This window comes from Streptomyces sp. NPDC001889, from assembly GCF_053594535.1.
This window is the reverse complement of record NZ_JBSFER010000003.1, coordinates 37,118-54,812: the sequence shown is the minus strand read 5'-3', so window position 1 is coordinate 54,812 and position 17,695 is coordinate 37,118. Positions and strand designations below refer to the sequence as shown.

Here is a 17,695-nt window from a genome sequence, read left to right as displayed (position 1 = left end):
GGGACGCCCCCGAGACGGCTCCGGGAGCCACCAGCCCGGGGGCGCGCACAGAGTCCCGCCCTCAAACACCGGACGGGCTGAGGTTGCCCAGCACCACCGGGGGACGCCCCCCGAGACGGCTCCGGGAACCACCAGCCCGGGGGCGCGCACAGAGTCACGTCCTCAAACGCCGGACGGGCTGAGGTTGCCCAACCCCGCCGGGGGGGCACCGGCCGGAGAGCGCGCCGGGTGGTGGGGTCAGAGGGTGGAGAGGGGGGTGGCGGACCAGCGGGGGCCGTACCCCCGCAGAGTGACCTCACGGCGGTCGTCCCCCGTATCCCCCACCACCCGGTGAATCACCACGTGCAACCGCTCCTCCGCCAGCCCCTCCACCTTCCCGTCCCCCCACTCGACCACCACCACCGACTCCGGCAGCGAGACATCCAGGTCGAGGTCCTCCATCTCGTCCAGCCCCCCGCCCAGCCGGTAGGCGTCCACATGCACCAGCGCGGGCCCGCCCACCAGTGACGGGTGGACACGGGCGATGACGAAGGTCGGCGAGGTGACCGCGCCGCGCACCCCCAGGCCCTCCCCCAGGCCCCGGGTCAGCGTGGTCTTCCCCGCGCCCAGCTCACCGGTGAGCATCACCAGATCGCCGGGGCGCAGCAGTTTCGCGAGCCGTCGCCCCAGCTCCTGCATGCGGGCGGGGGAGTCGACGGAGAGATGAGCGGCGGACGTCTCAGCCGCCGGGCTGTGCGGTGCTTCCATACGGGCCAACGTTAGCGGCTGACGGTACGGCCCCGACCCGCGCGAGCAGGTCGGCCAGCCGGTCGGTGACCGCCTCCGGGTGCTCCAGCATCACCAGGTGCCCGGCGTCGGGCACGATCACCAGTTCGGCGTCCGGCAGCAGATCGGCGATCGCCTCGCTGTGGGAGCTGGGGGTGACCAGGTCCCGGTCCCCGGAGAGGACCAGCACCGGCACCTCGTCGAGGACGCTGAGCGCGGCGGCGCTGTCGTGCTCGTCGAAGGCGGGGTAGAACTCGGCGACCACGTCGATGGGGGTGGACTCGATCATCCGCTCGGCGAACCGCACCACCGCCGCGTCCACCTCCTTCGACGAGAAGGAGTACCGCTTGATCAGCCCGGCGAAGAGATCCGCGGTGGCCCGGCGCCCGCGCTCCACCAGCTCGGTCTGGGAGCCCAGCGCCCGCAGCACCCCGGGGAGCACCCGGCGCACCGCGTTGACCCCGGCGGCCGGGAGCCCGTAGTCGACCTCGCCGAGCCCGCCGCTGGAGGTGCCGACGAAGGCGACCCCGGCCACCCGGTCCCGTATCAGCTCGGGATACCGGCCGGCCAGCGCCATCACCGTCATCCCTCCCATGGAGTGCCCGACGAGCACCAGCGGCCCCTCGGGCGCCGCCGCCTCGATGACGGCCCTCAGATCCTGGCCGAGCCGGTCGATGGAGACGGGCACCCGGTCGGGGCCGGACTGGGAGACCCCTCGGGCGGAGCGCCCATGGCTGCGCTGGTCCCAGTGGACGGTGCGGACCAGTCCGCGCAGGGCGGCGCGCTGGAAGTGCCACGCGTCCTGGTTGAGGCAGTAGCCATGGCTGAAGACGACGGTGACCGGTGCCGGCTCGCGGCGGCCGAAGAGCCTGCGGCGGCGCGGCGAAGCGGCCCCGGGGTCGCCCTCCTCGATCTCGTCGACCTCGTAGTAGAGCTGGGTGCCGTCGTCGGCGAACGCCTTCCCGGGGGTGCCGCGCAGGGCGCCGTAGGGCCCCGAGGCGTCGAGGGCGAGCCGGGCCTTCCTCCGTACGCCCCGGCTGACGGTGAGCCGCTCGATCGCGACCCCGGCCGCCGCGCCCGCGGCGATCACGCCCAGGGCCGCCCCGGCGATGCCCGCCCGGCGCCAGTTGCCCGCCGGGAGAATGCCCCCTGTGGTGGTCTCGCTCACCGTGCCGCTCTCCTCGTCGTCGTGAACCGGCCGTCCGCGTCCGCACCCCCGCCGGTCAGTGGGCGGGGTCCCGGTCCCGGTGCAGATGGACCCGGGGGACCCGGGACCCGATCCGGGTGACGATCTCGTACGCGATGGTGTCGGCGGCCTGCGCCCAGTCCTCGGCGGTCGGCTCCCCCCGGGTCCCCGGACCGAAGATCAGGGCCTCGGCCCCCTCCTCGATCTTCTGCCCGCCGAGATCGACGACGAACTGGTCCATGGCGATCCGGCCGGCGGCCCGGTGCCACTCGCCGCCGACCAGGACCGGGCCCCGGCCCGAGGCGTGACGCGGGAGGCCGTCCCCGTACCCCACGGGGATGAGGCCGAGGGTGGTCTCCTCGGGGGTGATGTAGCGGTGGCCGTAGCTGACGCCGTGGCCCGCCGGGACGCCCTTCACCAGGGCGACGGAGGCGGCGAGCGTCATGACGGGGCGCAGCCCCAGCTCCTGATGGGTGCCCAGCTCGGGGCTGGGCGCGATGCCGTACATCGCGATACCGGGGCGGATCAGGTCGAAGTGGGTCTCGGGGAGGGTGAGGGTGGCCGCCGAGTTGGCCAGATGGCGCACCTCGGGGTCGATGCCCTCCCCCTCCGCGTACGCCACCATCGCGCGGAAGGCGGTGAGCTGACGGTCGATCGAGGGGTGGCCGGGTTCGTCGGCGCAGGCGAAGTGGGACCAGAGGCCGGTGACGACGGCGGTCCCCTCGGCCTCGGCGGCGCGGGCGGCGGCCACCAGCTCGGGCCAGTCGGCGGGCTGGCAGCCGTTGCGCCCGAGACCGGTGTCGGCCTTGAGCTGGATACGGGCGGGCCGGCCGGCCTCCCGCGCGGCGGCGGTGACCTCGGCGAGCGCCCACATCCCGCTCACCGACATGTCGAGACCGGCCTCGATGCCCTCGCGCCAGGGGTCCCCCGGTGTCCACAGCCAGCACATGATCCGCCCCGGGACCCCGGCCGCGCGGAGCGCCAGCGCCTCCTGCGGGGTGGCGGTGCCGACCCACTGGGCCCCGGCCTCGATGGCCGCGAGGGCGCAGGGCAGCGCGCCGTGCCCGTATCCGTCCGACTTCACCACGGCCATCAGGGCGGCCTGGGGCGCGCGGGCGCGCAGTGAGCGCACATTGGCGCGCAGCGCGGCGAGATCGATCTCGGCACGGACTCGGATGGGCGGTGGTGTCCTGGTCATCGGCCCCAGTCTCTCAGAGCCCTCGGACAGCTCCGCCGCGACAGGTCCCGTTTCCCCGGGCCAGGGGTGTGCCGGGGCCGGCCCGCTCCTCCCCCGGGCGTGCCCCGGCGCGGCCTCGGCGGAAGGACCCGGGCAGCCGGACGTGTCCAGCCCGCCCGGCGCTGGGGCCCTCGCAGCCGGCACAGCAGCGGCCTCCGGCCCCAGGGGCACACCTCCCCAGGGGCACGTCCACGGAGAAAGCCGGCCGGACGCGTCCAGCCCGCCCACAGCTCAGGAACGACCCCTCGCGGCCGGTGCACCAGCGGCCTCCGGACCCAGGCGCACCTCCGCGGAAGAACCCCCGCCCGACACACCCAGCCCGCCCGGCGCTTGAGGGCCCCCGCAGCCGGGGCACCCGCGCCCCAGGGGCCGGGCGGGGCCCGGGCGGGGCCCGGTCCCAGGGGACGGCCGTGTCCGCTCCGAGGAGTGTTCCCCGCACGGCGGGGACCCCGGCCCGGCACCGGCCGGAGGCGTCACCCCCCTCCGCGTACGTCCCTCCACGCGCCGGACAGCGCCTCCGCCACCTCGTACGACGTGATGGGGACGCCCGTCGCGGAGACATGGCGGGCGGCGAGTCCGTGGAGGTAGGCGGCGGCCGAGCCGGCGTCGAGGGGGTGCAGGCCGGCGGCGAGGAGGGAGCCCGCGAGCCCGGAGAGGACATCCCCGCTGCCCGCGGTCGCGAGCCAGGGGGTGCCCATCGGGTTCACCCGCACCGGGACTCCGGCTGCGGGCGCGGCGACCAGCGTGGTCGAGCCCTTGAGCAGCACCGTCGCCCCGTAGCGCGCGGCCAGTTCGCGCACGGAGTCCAGCCGCGACGCCTCCACCTCCTCGCGGGCGACACCGAGGAGGGCCGCGGCCTCCCCGGCGTGCGGGGTCAGCAGCGTGGGCGCGGCCCGGTCCCGTACCGCCCCGGGCTCCAGCAGCCGCAGTCCGTCCGCGTCGACCAGGACCGGGACGCCGGAGGCGAGGACATCGGCGAGGGCGGCGGCGTCCTCGCCGAGGCCGGGGCCGGCGACCCAGGCCTGGACCCGGCCCGCCTTCGCGGGCGGGCCCTGGTGCACCAGGGTCTCGGGGAAGCGGGCGATCACCGCGTCGGCCGCGTGGCCGACGTACCGCACCGCGCCGGCGCCGCCGCGCAGGGCGCCCGCGACGGCGAGGACCGCCGCGCCCGGGTAGCGGGCGGACCCGGCGACGACCCCGACGACCCCGCGCCGGTACTTGTCGCTCCCGCCGGTGGGTTCGGGCAGGAGGTGGGCGACGTCCTCGTGCTGGAGCGCCTCCAGCTCGGGCACGGACGGCAGATGCGGTTCGAGGCCGATGGGGGTCAGCCGTACGGTCCCGGCGCACTCCCGCGCGGGGTCGATCATCAGGGCCGGTTTGTGGGCGCCGAAGGTGACCGTCAGATCCGCCCGCAGCGCCTCGCCGCGCACCTCGCCGCTGTCGGCCTCGACGCCGCTGGGCAGGTCGACGGCGACGACAACGGCGTCGGAGCCCCGGGCGGCGCGGGCGACCGGCACCGCCTCGGGGCGCAGCCCGCCCCGGCCGCCGATGCCGGTGATCCCGTCGAGGACCAGATCGGCCGAGGCCAGGACCTCGAAGGGGTCGTCGGCGACCCGTCCGCCGGCGGTGGTGAGGGCGGTGAGCCCGCCGGGGTGGGTGCGGTCGGGGGCGAGCAGCACCGCGCTGACACCGGCGCCCCGGCGGGCCAGCAGGGCCCCGGCGATGAGCGCGTCGCCGCCGTTGGCCCCGGCGCCGACGAGGAGGACGACTCTCGCCCCGTACACCCGGCCGAGCACTCCGGCGCAGGCGGCGGCGAGCCCGGCGGCGGCGCGCCGCATCAGCGCGCCCTCCGGCAGCCGTGCCATCAGCTCGGCCTCGGCGGTCCTGACGGTCTCCACGCGGTAAGCGGTACGCATGGTGCCGAGTCTGCCGCAGGAGCGGGCTTCCCGCTCCGGGGGCGCGGAAGCGCCCCCGGAGCGGGAGGGGCGGAGGCGGGCCCGCGGGGCGGGGCGGAGGCGCGCCGGCGGGGCGGGGCCGGGCAACGGGGCGGTTCGGAGGCGGAGTTGCCCCGGGTCCGGCGGGGCGGCCGGGACCGCCGCGAGGCCGGACGGCGGGGCCGGCGCCAGGGTTGACGCGACCTCAGATCGAACTTAGGTTTGCCTTACCTAAGCGGACACTCGGTGTGTGTCCGCCTACCGAAAGGTGTCCTCTTCATGCGCCCTGCCGTCCGCACCGTCTCCCGCGCCGCTGTCGCCCTGGCCGGAGCCGGAGCCCTCACCCTGGGCCTGGCCTCCTCCGCGTCCGCCGCCACCGTGAACCGCACGGTCACCGACGGCGGCGCCACCTACAGCCTCTCGGTGACCGCGCCGTCCACGGCCCCGGCCGCCGGCGCCAATGTCACGGTCAGCGGCACCGGTTACAACCAGGCGCAGGGCATCTACGTCGGCCTGTGCGCGGTGCCCGCGGGCGTCGACGTCACCAACCAGGCCACCTGGAACAGCAAGCCCACCCCCTGTCTGGGCGGCCAGGACGAGAGCGGCTCCACCGGCGCCTCCCACTGGATCAACAACCAGTGGTACTGGATGTCCCCGAACAACTCCTCCCCCTACTCCCCGGGCGCCGGCAACACCGGCGCCTTCTCGGTGAACATCCACGTCAAGGCCAGGATCAGCGCCTCGGTCACCTGCGGCCAGGCGGGCGTCACCTGCGCCGTCGTCACCCGCGCCGACCACTTCGACAGCAACGACCGCAAGTACGACGTCTACGTCCCGGTGACCTTCTCCTGACCATGTCCACGCTCATCAGCAGAACCCTGCGCGGAGCCCTGCGGGGACGAGGAGCCGTGGCCGCCGCGCTGCTGCTCGTGGCGGGACTGACCGCCGCGGGCCCGGCGCGCGCGGCCGGCGCCGGCGAGGCCACCGGCCCCACCGGGCAGAAGCTCTCCGCCGGCGCGACCAAGGACCTCGATCCGACCGGCCACCGGGTGACCGTGACCGGCTCGGGATACGACCCGGGCCAGGGCGTCTATCTCGCGGTCTGTGTGATCGGGAAGGCCGGGGAGGCGCCGAGCCCCTGCCTCGGCGGCATGGATCTCTCCGGGGCGTCCGGCTCCTCCATCTGGATCTCCAACAACCCGCCGGAGTACGCCAAGGACCTGGTCCGGCCCTTCACCGTCAAGGACGGCAAGGGCGGGTTCACCTTCGATCTGACCGTCAAGATCAAGGACAGCGGCGCCGACTGCACGGAGAAGAACTGCGCGATCGTCACCCGCTCCGACCACACGGACAGCTCCGACCGCCGGCAGGACGTGATCATCCCCATCACCTTCGGCGCCATGGCCCCGCCCCGGCCCGAGGTCCCGCCCGGGACCGTCCGGCACGCCGAGGTGCGCCGGATCGCCCCGCCGAGCGGAGGGGTGCGGGACGCCGAGGTGGACCCGGTGGCGCGCCGGGTCTGGGTCAGCAGTGCCGACACCTCCGCGTACTGGCTGACGTCCTACGACACCGGGACCGGCGCGATGGTCGGCGAGCCGGTCGAGCTGCCCTCCCACGCCGGGGTGATGGCGCTCGACACGGCATCCGGCACGCTGCACCTCGGGTTCTCCGACCGGATCGCGACCTACGACACCAGGACCGGTGTGCTCACCGACGACCGGACGCCCCGGGTGGCGCAGAGCGTCGGCCACGTGGCGGTCGACCCGGGCACCGGCCGGCTCTATGTCGCCAACCAGAACCGCGCGGAACCGGCGGTCACCGTCTGGGACACCGGGAAGTGGAAGCCGGTCGGCGAACCCGCCCGGCTCGCCTTCCCCGCGTTCGGCCTGGCCGTCGACACCAAGAGGCACATCGGGTACGCGGTCCACGTCGGCAACGTCCGGAACCCGGAGACCGGGCAGTTCACCTTCAGCAACACCCTCGACGGGATCGACGGCTCCACCGGGAGACTCGCCACGACCCTCAGCCTCGGCACCACCGCGCTGGGCAGCCAGGGCGTGGCCGTGGACCCGGAGACCGGGACGGGGTACGTCGCCAATATCGCGGCCGGCTCCGTCCTCACCGTGGATCTGGAGGCGAACAGGGTGACGGGTTCGGTGGTGGTGGGCGGCAACCCGAAGTCCCTGGCGTACGACTCCGGGACCGGCACGCTCTACGCGGCCCAGACCACGGCCGGCACGGTCGCCGTCGTGGACCTCGCGCGGGACCGGGTCGTCCAAGTGCTGGAGACCGGGAAGCGGCCGAACGCGCTGGCCCTGGACCAGCGGAACCACACCCTGTTCACGGTCGCCGAGGGCATCGGGAAGATCGTCCAGACCCAGCGCCAGGTCTCGCCGGGGGTGACCGGGGAGCCCGCGCCCGTCACGGTGCGGGCCGGGCAGCAGGCGGTGCTCAAGGCCGCGGGCGAGGGGACGCCGGCGCCCGGCGCGAGCTGGGAGGTGAGCACCGACGAGGGGCGGAGCTGGCAGCCGATCGCGTGGTCGATCGGGACGGAGCTGAGCTTCCGGGCGACGGTGGAGCACAGCGGGAACCGTTACCGGGCGGTCTTCTCCAACCCGGTCGGGAGCACCCGCACGGCGGGTGTGGAGCTGACCGTGACGCCGGCCCCCGAACCCTCGCCGAGCGGCCCGGGCCCGGGCCCCGGGACCGGCCCGGAGCCGTCACCGGAGCCCTCGCCGAGCGGCACGGAAGCGGAGCCGGACCCCGGGTCCAGCGCGCCGGAGACGGAGACGGAGACAGCGACGGAGACGGGCGCCGGCGGGAGCGGTGACCCGATCACGTCCCCGGCCGGAACCGGAGGCGGGCCCGGCGCCGGGGACGGCACCTCCGCCCAGGGCGGCGGCAGCCTGGCCGCCACCGGGACGGATCTGCTGAGGTACAGCATCGCGGCGGCCGTCCTCATGGCCCTGGGCACCGCGGCCGTGATCCTGCGCCGCAGGGCCGCCCCGGTGTAGGGCCTCCCGACCGGCTCGGCCCCCTCCCGCTCATCGGCCGGGAGGGGGCCGAGTCGCGTCCGGGGACCTCGTCCCCGAGGTGCGGGACCACAGGAGCTTCTGGACCAGCAGGGTGAGCGTCCCCGCCAGGACGATCCCCAGAAGGTTCAGCAGCAGCTGCTCCACCGACCCCCAGGCCTGCCGGTACTCCTCGAAACTGAAGGCCACCGCCGCGTTCGCCGCCGCCGGCACCGTCGTCACCGAGATCGCCACCCCCACCAGCGCCCCCGACTTCGCCGATGTCAGCGAGAGCGTCCCCGCCACCCCGGCCAGCACCGCCACCACGAACGAGAACAGATCCGGCTGCCAGATGAAGCTGGTGTTGGGCCGGTCCGCCTCCAGCATCGACGCCTCGAACAGCCCCCACCACTCCATCACCTGGCTGAACCCCACCGTGATCAGCATGGCCAGCAGGAACCCCGCCACCACCGCCACCAGCGACCGCCACACCAGCCGGGGAGCGCGCCGCACCACCCCCGTGCAGAACCCGGCCAGCGGGCCGAACTCCGGGCCGACCGCCATGGCGCCGACGATCAGGATCGCGTTGTCCAGCACCACCCCGCACGCCGCGATCATCGTCGCCAGCGCCAGGAAGGCGATATAGGTGACGGAGAGCGTGGACTCCTCATGGGTCGCGTCCTCCAGGTGCTCCCAGAGCACCGCGTCCGCGCCCTCCCCCGGAGCCTCCTCCTCCGCCCGGTCCGCGCGCTTCGACAGCGACAGATCGATGTTCTCGACGGCGATCGAGCCGCAGTCGTCGATCCCCAGCTCGCGCAGCGCGCCGATCAGCTCGTCGCCCGCCTCCCGCGCCACATCGCACATCACCAGATCGCCCAGCGGATCGCGGGCGGCCCCGGGCACCACGGCCACATGGGCGGTGCCCACGGTCTCCTCCACCAGGCGCAGCACCTCGGCGGTGCGGTCGGCCGGGGTGATCAGACGCAGATGCAGCACTCGGCGGTCCCCTTCAGAGCTTGCGCAGCGACAGCCGCTGGACCGTGTGGTCCGGGCCCTTGCGGAGGACCAGTGTGGCGCGGCCCCGGGTGGGGGCCACGTTCTCCAGGAGGTTCGGCTTGTTGATGGTGCGCCACATGGTCCGCGCGTACTCCATCGCCTCCGCCTCCGACACCTGCGTGTACTTCCGGAAGTACGAGAACGGGTTCTGGAACGCCGTCTCCCGCAGCTGCCGGAACCGGCTCAGATACCACCGCTCGATGTCCTCGGCCCGCGCGTCCACGTACACGGAGAAGTCGAAGTAGTCCGCGAGGGCGACCCTGGTGCGCCCGTCGCTCCCCGGCAGCGCCGGCTGGAGGACATTGAGGCCCTCCACGATCAGGATGTCGGGCCGCCGCACCGTGAGCCGCTCACCGGGCACGATGTCGTAGAGCAGATGCGAGTAGACCGGCGCGGTGACCTCGTCCTTGCCCGCCTTGATGTCCGCGACGAAGCGGGTCAGCGCGCGCCGGTCGAAGGACTCGGGGAAACCCTTCCGGGACATCAGCCCCCGCGCCTTCAGCTCCTTCATCGGCAGCAGAAAGCCGTCCGTGGTGACCAGCTCCACCCGGGGGTGCTCCGGCCACCGCGCCAGCAGGGCCTGGAGGATGCGGGCGACCGTCGACTTGCCGACGGCCACCGACCCGGCGACCCCTATGACGAAGGGCGTGCCGCGCTGCTCGCCCTGGCCGCTCCCGGCGTCCCCGAGGAAGGTGTTCAGCGCGCCCCGCAGCTCCCCGGTGGCCTGGACATAGAGGTTGAGCAGCCGGGAGAGCGGCAGATAGACATCCCGCACCTCGTCCAGGTCGATCACGTCCCCGAGCCCGCGCAGCCGCTCGACCTCCTCGGCGGTGAGGGGGAGCGGGGTCTTGTCGCGCAGGGCGCTCCACTGAGCGCGGGTGAGGTCGACATAGGGCGTCGGCCCGTGTTCCGCGCGGCGCGGGGTGCCGTGCGAGGCGCTCGGCGTGCCCTGCGTGCCCGGTGTGCTCTGTGGCGGCGAAGAGATCACCTTCACATTGTCGGGGGTGCCGCCGGGGGCGCACCCGTTCCGGGTGGTGTGCTCGGTCACGCGGCGCCGCCGCCGTAGGCTGCCGACATGTGCGGAATTGTGGGATACGTCGGTGGGCAGTCGGCGCTCGATGTGGTGATGGCGGGCCTGCGGCGGCTGGAGTACCGGGGGTACGACTCGGCCGGTGCGGCCGTGCTCTCCGACGGCGGGCTGGCCTCGGCCAGGAAGGCCGGGAAGCTCGTCAATCTGGAGAAGGAGCTGAAGGACCGGCCGCTGCCCGCCGGCTCCACCGGCATCGGGCACACGCGCTGGGCCACCCACGGCGCCCCCACCGACGCCAACGCCCATCCGCATCTGGACAACGCGGGCCGGGTCGCCGTCGTCCACAACGGCATCATCGAGAACTTCGCACGGCTCCGCGCCGAGCTGGCCGGGCGCGGGCACCGGCTGCGCTCCGAGACGGACACGGAGGCGGTCTCGCATCTGCTGGCCGAGGCGTTCTCGGCGTGCGGGGATCTGGCGGAGGCGATGCGGCAGGTGTGCCGGCGGCTGGAGGGCGCCTTCACGCTGGTCGCGGTGCACGCGGACGAGCCGGGTGTGGTGGTCGGCGCGCGCCGGAACTCGCCGCTGGTGGTGGGCGTTGGGGAGGGTGAGTCCTTTCTCGCGTCGGATGTGGCCGCGTTCATCGCCCATACGAGGTCCGCGATCGAGCTGGGTCAGGACCAGGTGGTGGAGCTGCGGCGGGACGGCGTGCGGGTCACCGGCTTCGACGGCGCTCCGGCGGATGTGCGGTCGTACCACGTGGACTGGGACGCATCGGCCGCGGAGAAGGGGGGTCATGATCACTTCATGCTCAAGGAGATCGCCGAGCAGCCCCGGGCCATGGCCGATACGCTCCTCGGCCGGGTCGACGACACGGGGTCGCTGACGCTCGACGAGGTGCGCATCCCGGTCTCCGCGCTGCGGGAGGCCACCAAGGTCGTCGTCGTGGCGTGCGGGACCGCCTTCCACGCCGGACTGATCGCGAAGTACGCCGTCGAGCACTGGGCCCGGGTTCCGTGCGAGGTGGAGCTGGCGAGCGAGTTCCGCTACCGGGACCCCATCCTGGACCGGCGGACGCTGGTGATCGCGATCTCCCAGTCCGGGGAGACCATGGACACCCTGATGGCGCTGCGCCACGCGCGGGAGCAGGGCGCCCGGGTGCTCGCGGTCTGCAACACCAACGGGTCCACGATCCCCCGGGAGTCGGACGCGGTGCTCTACACGCACGCGGGGCCCGAGGTCGCCGTCGCGTCCACCAAGGCGTTTCTGACCCAGCTCGTGGCCTGCTATCTGGTGGCGCTGTATCTGGGGCAGACGCGCGGCGCCCGGACCCCGGCCGAGGTCCGGGCCGTCATCCGCGAACTGGCGGAGGTCCCGGAGGCAGTGGCGCGGCTGCTGGGCACCATGGAGCCGGTGCGGGAGCTGGCGCGTTCGCTGGCCGGGAAGGACACGGTGCTCTTCCTCGGGCGCCATGTGGGCCATCCGGTGGCGCTGGAGGGGGCGCTGAAGCTGAAGGAGCTGGCGTACATGCACGCGGAGGGGTTCGCGGCGGGAGAGCTGAAGCACGGGCCGATCGCGCTGATCGAGGAGGATCTGCCGGTGGTGGTGGTGATGCCGTCGCCGTGCGGAGGGCCGGTGCTGCACGACAAACTGATCTCCAACATCCAGGAGATCCGGGCGCGGGGCGCGCGGACGATCGTGATCGCGGAGGAGGGGGACGAGGAGGTGGTGCCGTACGCGGACCATCTGGTCCGGGTGCCGGCGGTGCCGGCGCTGCTCCAGCCGCTGGTGGCGACCGTGCCCCTGCAGGTCTTCGCGTGCGAGCTGGCGACCGCGCGCGGCAATGAGGTCGACCAGCCGAGGAATCTGGCCAAGTCGGTGACGGTGGAGTGAGCGGATGATCATTGGGGTGGGGATCGATGTCGCGGAGATCGACCGGTTCGCGGCGTCGCTGAGACGGACACCCGGGCTGGCGGCCCGGCTCTTCCTGGAGCGGGAGCTGCTGCTGCCCAGCGGGGAGCGGCGCGGCTATGCCTCGCTGGCGGCGCGTTTCGCCGCGAAGGAAGCGGTGGCGAAGGCGCTGGGCGCGCCGGCGGGGCTGCACTGGACGGACGCGGAGGTGTACGTGGAGGAGAGCGGGAGGCCGAGGCTGCGGGTGTCGGGGACGGTGGCGGCGAGGGCGGAGGCGCTGGGGGTGAGGTCGTGGCACATCTCGCTGAGCCATGACGCCGGGGTGGCCTCGGCGGTGGTCATCGCCGAGTCCTGACCCTCGCGCCTCAAACGCCGGCGAGGCTGAGTTTTCCAGCCCGCCCGGCGCTTGAGGACAGCTTCCGCCGCACAAGTGCCCGAGCACACGAAAACCAGCCCGCCCGGCGCTTGAGGACGGACCCTGTGCCACAGGAACCCGCACCATACGAGCCCCGGTCAGGGCCCCGCCCCGAACCCCGCGCCTCAAACGCCGGCAAGGCTGAGGTTTCCCAGCCCGCCCGGCGCTTGAGGACGGCTTCCGCCGCACAGGTGCCCGAGCACACGAAAACCAGCCCGTCCGGCGCTTGAGGACGGACCCTGTGCCACAGGAACCCGCACCATACGAGCCCCGGTCAGGGCCACGCCCCGAACCCCGCGCCTCAAACGCCGGCGAGGCTGAGGTTTCCCAGCCCGTCCGGCGATTGAGGACGGCTTCCGCCGCACAAGTGCCCGAGCACACGAAAACCAGCCCGTCCGGCGCTTGAGGACGGACCCCGTGCCACAGAACCCCGCACCATACGAGCCCCGGTCAGGGCCACGCCCCGAACCCCGCGCCTCAAACGCCGGCGAGGCTGAGGTTTCCCAGCCCGTCCGGCGCTTGAGGACGGACCCCGTGCCACAGAACCCCGCACCATACGAGGCCCCCGGGGCACAGGCGCCCTCACCGCGCCCCCCCGGAGGGCTACCCCAGGGCGGACTTCACCGCGTCCGCCAAACGCCCCGCCACCGCGCGGGCCTGTTCGATGTCGGCCGCCTCCACCATCACGCGGACCAGCGGCTCCGTCCCCGACGGGCGCAGCAGCACCCGCCCCGTCGCCCCCAGCTCCCGCTCCGCCTCCGCCACCGCGTTCGCCAGCTCCGCCGACGTGTGCACCCGCGACTTGTCCACGTCCGGCACATTGATCAGCACCTGCGGCAGCCGGTCCATCACCGAGGCCAGCTCCGCCAGGGAGCGCCCGGTCGCCGCCACCCGGGCCGCCAGCAGCAGACCGGTGAGGGTGCCGTCGCCGGTGGTCGCGTGGTCCAGGATGATCACATGCCCGGACTGCTCGCCCCCGAGCGCGTACCCGTGCTGCTTCATCGACTCCAGGACGTACCGGTCCCCCACCGCCGTCTGCACCAGCTCCACCCCCTCCCGCTCCATCGCGATCTTGAACCCGAGGTTGGACATCACGGTCCCGACCACGGTGTTCCCCCGGAGCGTCCCCGCCTCGCGCATCGCCAGCGCCAGCACCGCGAGGATCTGGTCGCCGTCGACCTCCTCGCCCGCGCCGTCGACCGCGAGGCAGCGGTCCGCGTCCCCGTCGTGCGCGATGCCGAGGTCCGCGCCGTGCACCAGCACCGCCGCCTTCAGCTGGTCCAGGTGGGTCGAGCCGCAGCCGTCGTTGATGTTGAGCCCGTCCGGCTCCGCGCCGATGGTCACGACCTCGGCCCCGGCCCGGGTGAACGCCTCGGGCGAGACCCGGGAGGCCGCGCCGTGCGCCTCGTCCAGGACGACCTTCAGCCCGTCGAGCCGGTTGGGCACCACAGCGGCGAGGTGGGTCACGTACCGCTCGACACCCTCGTCGTAGTCGGTGACCCGCCCCACGCCCGCCCCGGTGGGCCGGTCCCAGGGAGCACCCGTCCGGTGCTGCTCGTACACCGTCTCGATGCGCTCCTCCAGCTCGTCGGCGAGCTTGTGCCCGCCGCGCGCGAGAAGCTTGATGCCGTTGTCCGGCATGGCGTTGTGGCTGGCGGAGAGCATCACGCCGAAGTCGGCGCCGAGCGCGCCGGTCAGATACGCCACCGCGGGCGTCGGCAGCACGCCGACGCGCAGCACATCCACCCCGGCGCTCGCCAGACCCGCCACCACGGCGGCCTCCAGGAACTCCCCCGACGCCCGTGGATCACGCCCGACCACGGCGGTCGGCCGGTGTCCCGCGAAGGTTCCCGCCTCGGCGAGCACATGCGCGGCGGCGACCGAGAGGCCGAGTGCCAGCTCCGCCGTCAGATCCGCGTTGGCGACACCGCGCACACCGTCCGTGCCGAAGAGTCGTCCCACAGCTGTCCTCCGAAATTGGTCCGTGATGCTCCGAAAAAGCAAGCCTATGAACGCTTCATGCCCGTTCTACGCCCGAGGTGGTGGAAAACGCGTGCTCCGGGCCGTGGTAAATGGGCGCGATCACCGCCCGGGCAGGGAAAGACGTACGCCCCGGCAGCACGGAGTGCTGCCGGGGCGTACGTACAGTGCAGACCGAGCAGGCGATTAACGCTTGCTGTACTGCGGAGCCTTACGGGCCTTCTTCAGACCGGCCTTCTTGCGCTCGACCGCACGGTCGTCGCGGCTCAGGAAGCCGGCCTTCTTCAGCGGCGCGCGGTTGTTGTCCACGTCCGCCTCGTTCAGCGCACGGGCCACGCCGAGGCGCAGGGCACCGGCCTGACCGGAGACACCGCCACCCGAGATACGGGCGATGACGTCGTAGCGGTCGTCGAGCTCCAGCACCTTGAAGGGCTCGTTGACTTCCTGCTGGTGCACCTTGTTGGGGAAGTAATCCTCAAGGGTGCGGCCGTTGATCTTCCACTTGCCGGTGCCCGGAACGATCCGGACACGGGCGATGGCGTTCTTGCGGCGGCCCAGGCCGGCGGCCGGCTGCGGGTCGCCGAACCGGGAGGCCAGGGACTCGGAGGTGTACTCGCCCTCGACGGGCACCTCCGACTCGAAGGTGGTGACCTCGGCGTAGGTCTCTTCGCCCTCGACGACGGGGGCTTCAGCGGTGGTCTCGGCCACGATATTCCTCAGATTCTTTTCGTCTTAGGGGATGGCCGGAACTACTGCGCGACCTGGGTGATCTCGAACGGGACCGGCTGCTGAGCAGCGTGCGGGTGGTTCTCACCCGCGTAGACCTTCAGCTTCGAGAGCATCTGACGGCCCAGGGTGTTCTTGGGGATCATGCCCTTGATGGCCTTCTCCACGGCCTTCTCGGGGCTCTTGGCCAGCAGCTCGTCGTAGCGGACGGAGCGCAGACCGCCCGGGTAGCCGGAGTGGCGGTACGCCATCTTCTGGGTCTTCTTGTTGCCGGAGAGGTGAACCTTCTCGGCGTTGATGATGATGACGAAGTCGCCCATGTCCATGTGGGGGGCGTAGATCGGCTTGTGCTTGCCCCGGAGGAGGTTCGCTGCCGTAGTCGCCAGACGGCCCAGGACGATGTCCTGCGCGTCGATGATGTGCCACTGGCGCGTGACATCGCCGGGCTTGGGGCTGTACGTACGCACGGTCGTAGCCTTCGCTTCTTCAGTGAGTGGGTCTCCCTGGGCCCGGAGGCACGGGGAGCGGGTCCTGACAAGGCCAGCCGGACAATCACAACAGCACTGGCAGCACTTCGGGGACGCAACCCGAGCACCGCCGCTGGTCATCGGCCGGTGGACCGGCGTAAGGGCCCCTCACGTGAGATAGAGCAAGCCAATACGCATAACGAAGCAGCAGCTTACCCGCGCACCGCCGGACGGGTCAAAACGCCGGCCGCGCCCCCACTCCCCGCACCTGCGCGGACACCCCCCGGAGCCGCTCCGCGAGCCCGCGCGCCGGGGGCCCGGGAAGCCCGGTCAGCGGGCCCGCTCCACCCGCCGCTCGTCCCAGACGGGCCCCTCGGTCTCCCGCACCACCCCGTCCGAGCCGAAGACCAGATAGCGGTCGAAACTGCGCGCGAACCAGCGATCGTGGGTCACCGCCAGCACCGTCCCCTCATAGGCCTCCAGGCCCTCCTGGAGCGCCTCCGCCGACTCCAGGTCGAGGTTGTCCGTCGGCTCGTCCAGCAGCAGCGCGGTGGTGCCCTGGAGCTCCAGGAGCAGGATCTGGAAGCGCGCCTGCTGCCCGCCGGAGAGCTTGTCGAAGGGCTGGTCCCCCTGCCGCTCCAGCTCGTACCGCCGCAGCACCGACATCGCGCCGCCCCGGTCCTTGGCGTACTCGGCCCAGAGGATCTCGACCAGGGGCCGGCCCAGCAGCTCCGGATGGGCGTGCGTCTGCGCGAAATGGCCCGGCGTCACCCGGGCTCCCAGCTTCCACGCACCCGTGTGCGCCACCGTGCCCTCACCCGCGAGCAGCCGCAGGAAGTGCGACTTCCCCGAGCCGTTCGACCCCAGCACCGCGACCCGCTCGCCGTAGAAGACCTCCAGATCGAACGGTTTCATCAGACCGGTCAGCTCCAGCCGCTCACAGGTCACCGCCCGCACCCCGGTGCGCCCGCCGCGCAGCCGCATCGTGATCTCCTGCTTGCGCGGCGGCTCGGGCGGCGGCCCCGCCTCCTCGAACTTCCGCAGCCGGGTCTTCGCCGCCTGGTAGCGCGAGGCCATTTCGTCACTGCGCGCCGCGTACTGCTGCATGTCCAGGACCAGCCGCTTGAGCTGCGCCCGCTTCTCCTCCCAGCGGCGCCCCAGCTCCTCGAACCGGGCGAACCGCTCCGCGCGCGCCTCGTGGTACGTACCGAATCCGCCGCCGTGCACCCAGACGTCCGACCCCGCCGGGCTGGGCTCCACCGAGACGATCTTCTCCGCCGTGCGCGCCAGCAGCTCCCGGTCGTGGGAGACGAAGAGCACGGTCTTGCGGGTCTCCTTCAGCCGCTCCTCCAGCCAGCGCTTGCCGGGCACGTCCAGATAGTTGTCCGGCTCGTCCAGCAGCAGCACCTCCTCGGGCCCCCGCAGCAGCGCCTCCAGCGCCAGCCGCTTCTGCTCGCCGCCGCTGAGGGTCCGCAGCTCCCGCCACTGCGCCCGCTCGTACGGGACGCCCAGCGCGGCCATCGTGCACATGTCCCAGACGGTCTCCGACTCGTACCCCCGCGCCTCCGCCCAGTCGCTCAGCGCCTGCGCGTACCGCATCTGCGCGGACTCGTCGTCCACCGTCATGATCAGATGCTCGGCCTCGTCGACCGCCTTCGCCGCGTCGCGCACCCGGGGCTGGGCCAGGGACACCAGCAGATCGCGCACGGTCCGCTCGTCCCGCACCGAGCCGATGAACTGGCGCATCACCCCGAGACCGCCGCTGACCGTCACCGAGCCGCCGTGCGGCCGCAGCTCGCCCGCGATCAGCCGCAGCAGGGTCGTCTTACCGGCCCCGTTCGCCCCGACGAGCGCGACCACCGCGCCCTCACCCACCCGGAACGAGGCGTCGCCGAGCAGCACCCGCCCGTCGGGGAGGTAGTACTCAAGATGTGCCGCTTCCAGATGTCCCATACCCCGATTCTGTCCTCCGGGCCC

The 17,695-nt window shown here is 73.1% G+C and carries 14 protein-coding genes; 4 read left to right on the top strand and 10 right to left on the bottom strand.

The window, feature by feature from the left end:
* Window positions 1–237: 237 nt before the first annotated feature.
* The 4 genes from tsaE to ACWCRA_RS03745 all read right to left on the bottom strand — a co-directional run bounded on the left by tsaE (window position 238) and on the right by ACWCRA_RS03745 (window position 5,104).
* Entirely contained in the window at window positions 238–747 is a 510-nt protein-coding gene (tsaE, locus tag ACWCRA_RS03760) for a tRNA (adenosine(37)-N6)-threonylcarbamoyltransferase complex ATPase subunit type 1 TsaE (protein ID WP_351547780.1), read from the bottom strand.
* A complete protein-coding gene (locus ACWCRA_RS03755) occupies window positions 719–1,933 on the bottom strand; it encodes an alpha/beta fold hydrolase (RefSeq protein ID WP_451066784.1) in 1,215 nt (404 codons plus the stop codon). The genes tsaE and ACWCRA_RS03755 overlap by 29 nt, the downstream gene beginning before the upstream one ends.
* 55 nt (window positions 1,934–1,988) lie before the next feature.
* The gene (gene alr, locus ACWCRA_RS03750; RefSeq protein ID WP_351547786.1) at window positions 1,989–3,149 is read right to left on the bottom strand and encodes an alanine racemase; all 1,161 of its coding nucleotides are present in this window, start codon (window positions 3,147–3,149) and stop codon (window positions 1,989–1,991) included.
* 512 nt (window positions 3,150–3,661) lie between these two features.
* Window positions 3,662–5,104 (bottom strand): NAD(P)H-hydrate dehydratase, encoded by a 1,443-nt coding sequence (locus tag ACWCRA_RS03745; RefSeq protein WP_351547789.1) that lies wholly within the window; start codon window positions 5,102–5,104, stop codon window positions 3,662–3,664.
* 297 nt (window positions 5,105–5,401) lie between these two features.
* Between ACWCRA_RS03745 and ACWCRA_RS03740 the strand changes: the two genes are divergently transcribed.
* Together ACWCRA_RS03740 and ACWCRA_RS03735 are read left to right on the top strand one after the other, a co-directional pair.
* Window positions 5,402–5,974, top strand: coding sequence for a hypothetical protein (locus tag ACWCRA_RS03740; protein WP_351547792.1), 573 nt, complete (start codon window positions 5,402–5,404; stop codon window positions 5,972–5,974).
* Between the two features lie 2 nt (window positions 5,975–5,976).
* Window positions 5,977–8,136: an endoglucanase gene (locus ACWCRA_RS03735; RefSeq protein ID WP_451066783.1), complete on the top strand. Its 2,160-nt coding sequence runs from the start codon at window positions 5,977–5,979 to the stop codon at window positions 8,134–8,136.
* A 30-nt stretch (window positions 8,137–8,166) separates the two neighbouring features.
* Here ACWCRA_RS03735 and ACWCRA_RS03730 read toward each other — a convergent pair whose 3' ends face one another.
* The gene (locus ACWCRA_RS03730) at window positions 8,167–9,129 is read right to left on the bottom strand and encodes a DUF389 domain-containing protein (protein ID WP_351547796.1); all 963 of its coding nucleotides are present in this window, start codon (window positions 9,127–9,129) and stop codon (window positions 8,167–8,169) included.
* Between the two features lie 13 nt (window positions 9,130–9,142).
* A complete protein-coding gene (gene coaA, locus ACWCRA_RS03725) occupies window positions 9,143–10,174 on the bottom strand; it encodes a type I pantothenate kinase (RefSeq protein ID WP_451066874.1) in 1,032 nt (343 codons plus the stop codon).
* A 90-nt stretch (window positions 10,175–10,264) separates the two neighbouring features.
* Here coaA and glmS point away from each other — a divergent pair, with 90 nt between their 5' ends.
* Window positions 10,265–12,112, top strand: coding sequence for a glutamine--fructose-6-phosphate transaminase (isomerizing) (glmS, locus tag ACWCRA_RS03720; protein WP_351547799.1), 1,848 nt, complete (start codon window positions 10,265–10,267; stop codon window positions 12,110–12,112).
* Window positions 12,113–12,116: 4 nt separating this feature from the next.
* Window positions 12,117–12,485, top strand: coding sequence for a holo-ACP synthase (locus ACWCRA_RS03715; protein ID WP_351547802.1), 369 nt, complete (start codon window positions 12,117–12,119; stop codon window positions 12,483–12,485).
* Between the two features lie 663 nt (window positions 12,486–13,148).
* Here the strand turns inward: ACWCRA_RS03715 and glmM are convergent.
* The 4 genes from glmM to ACWCRA_RS03695 form a co-directional block, all read right to left on the bottom strand.
* Window positions 13,149–14,507, bottom strand: a complete 1,359-nt coding sequence (gene glmM, locus ACWCRA_RS03710) for a phosphoglucosamine mutase (protein WP_351547805.1) — start codon at window positions 14,505–14,507, stop codon at window positions 13,149–13,151.
* A gap of 204 nt (window positions 14,508–14,711) precedes the next feature.
* A complete protein-coding gene (gene rpsI, locus ACWCRA_RS03705; protein ID WP_351547808.1) occupies window positions 14,712–15,233 on the bottom strand; it encodes a 30S ribosomal protein S9 in 522 nt (173 codons plus the stop codon).
* A 41-nt stretch (window positions 15,234–15,274) separates the two neighbouring features.
* Window positions 15,275–15,718 (bottom strand): 50S ribosomal protein L13, encoded by a 444-nt coding sequence (gene rplM / locus ACWCRA_RS03700; protein WP_351547811.1) that lies wholly within the window; start codon window positions 15,716–15,718, stop codon window positions 15,275–15,277.
* A gap of 330 nt (window positions 15,719–16,048) precedes the next feature.
* Entirely contained in the window at window positions 16,049–17,671 is a 1,623-nt protein-coding gene (locus ACWCRA_RS03695; protein ID WP_351547814.1) for an ABC-F family ATP-binding cassette domain-containing protein, read from the bottom strand.
* Between the last annotated feature and the right edge of the window lie 24 nt (window positions 17,672–17,695).

Bases quoted from the DNA above. Each gene is read 5' to 3' on its own strand.
- tsaE (WP_351547780.1), bottom strand. From the start codon at position 747: ATGGAAGCACCGCACAGCCCGGCGGCTGAGACGTCCGCCGCTCATCTC.
- alr (WP_351547786.1), bottom strand. From the start codon at position 3,149: ATGACCAGGACACCACCGCCCATCCGAGTCCGTGCCGAGATCGATCTC.
- ACWCRA_RS03745 (WP_351547789.1), bottom strand. From the start codon at position 5,104: ATGCGTACCGCTTACCGCGTGGAGACCGTCAGGACCGCCGAGGCCGAG.
- ACWCRA_RS03740 (WP_351547792.1), top strand. From the start codon at position 5,402: ATGCGCCCTGCCGTCCGCACCGTCTCCCGCGCCGCTGTCGCCCTGGCC.
- ACWCRA_RS03735 (WP_451066783.1), top strand. From the start codon at position 5,977: ATGTCCACGCTCATCAGCAGAACCCTGCGCGGAGCCCTGCGGGGACGA.
- glmS (WP_351547799.1), top strand. From the start codon at position 10,265: ATGTGCGGAATTGTGGGATACGTCGGTGGGCAGTCGGCGCTCGATGTG.
- ACWCRA_RS03715 (WP_351547802.1), top strand. From the start codon at position 12,117: ATGATCATTGGGGTGGGGATCGATGTCGCGGAGATCGACCGGTTCGCG.
- ACWCRA_RS03695 (WP_351547814.1), bottom strand. From the start codon at position 17,671: ATGGGACATCTGGAAGCGGCACATCTTGAGTACTACCTCCCCGACGGG.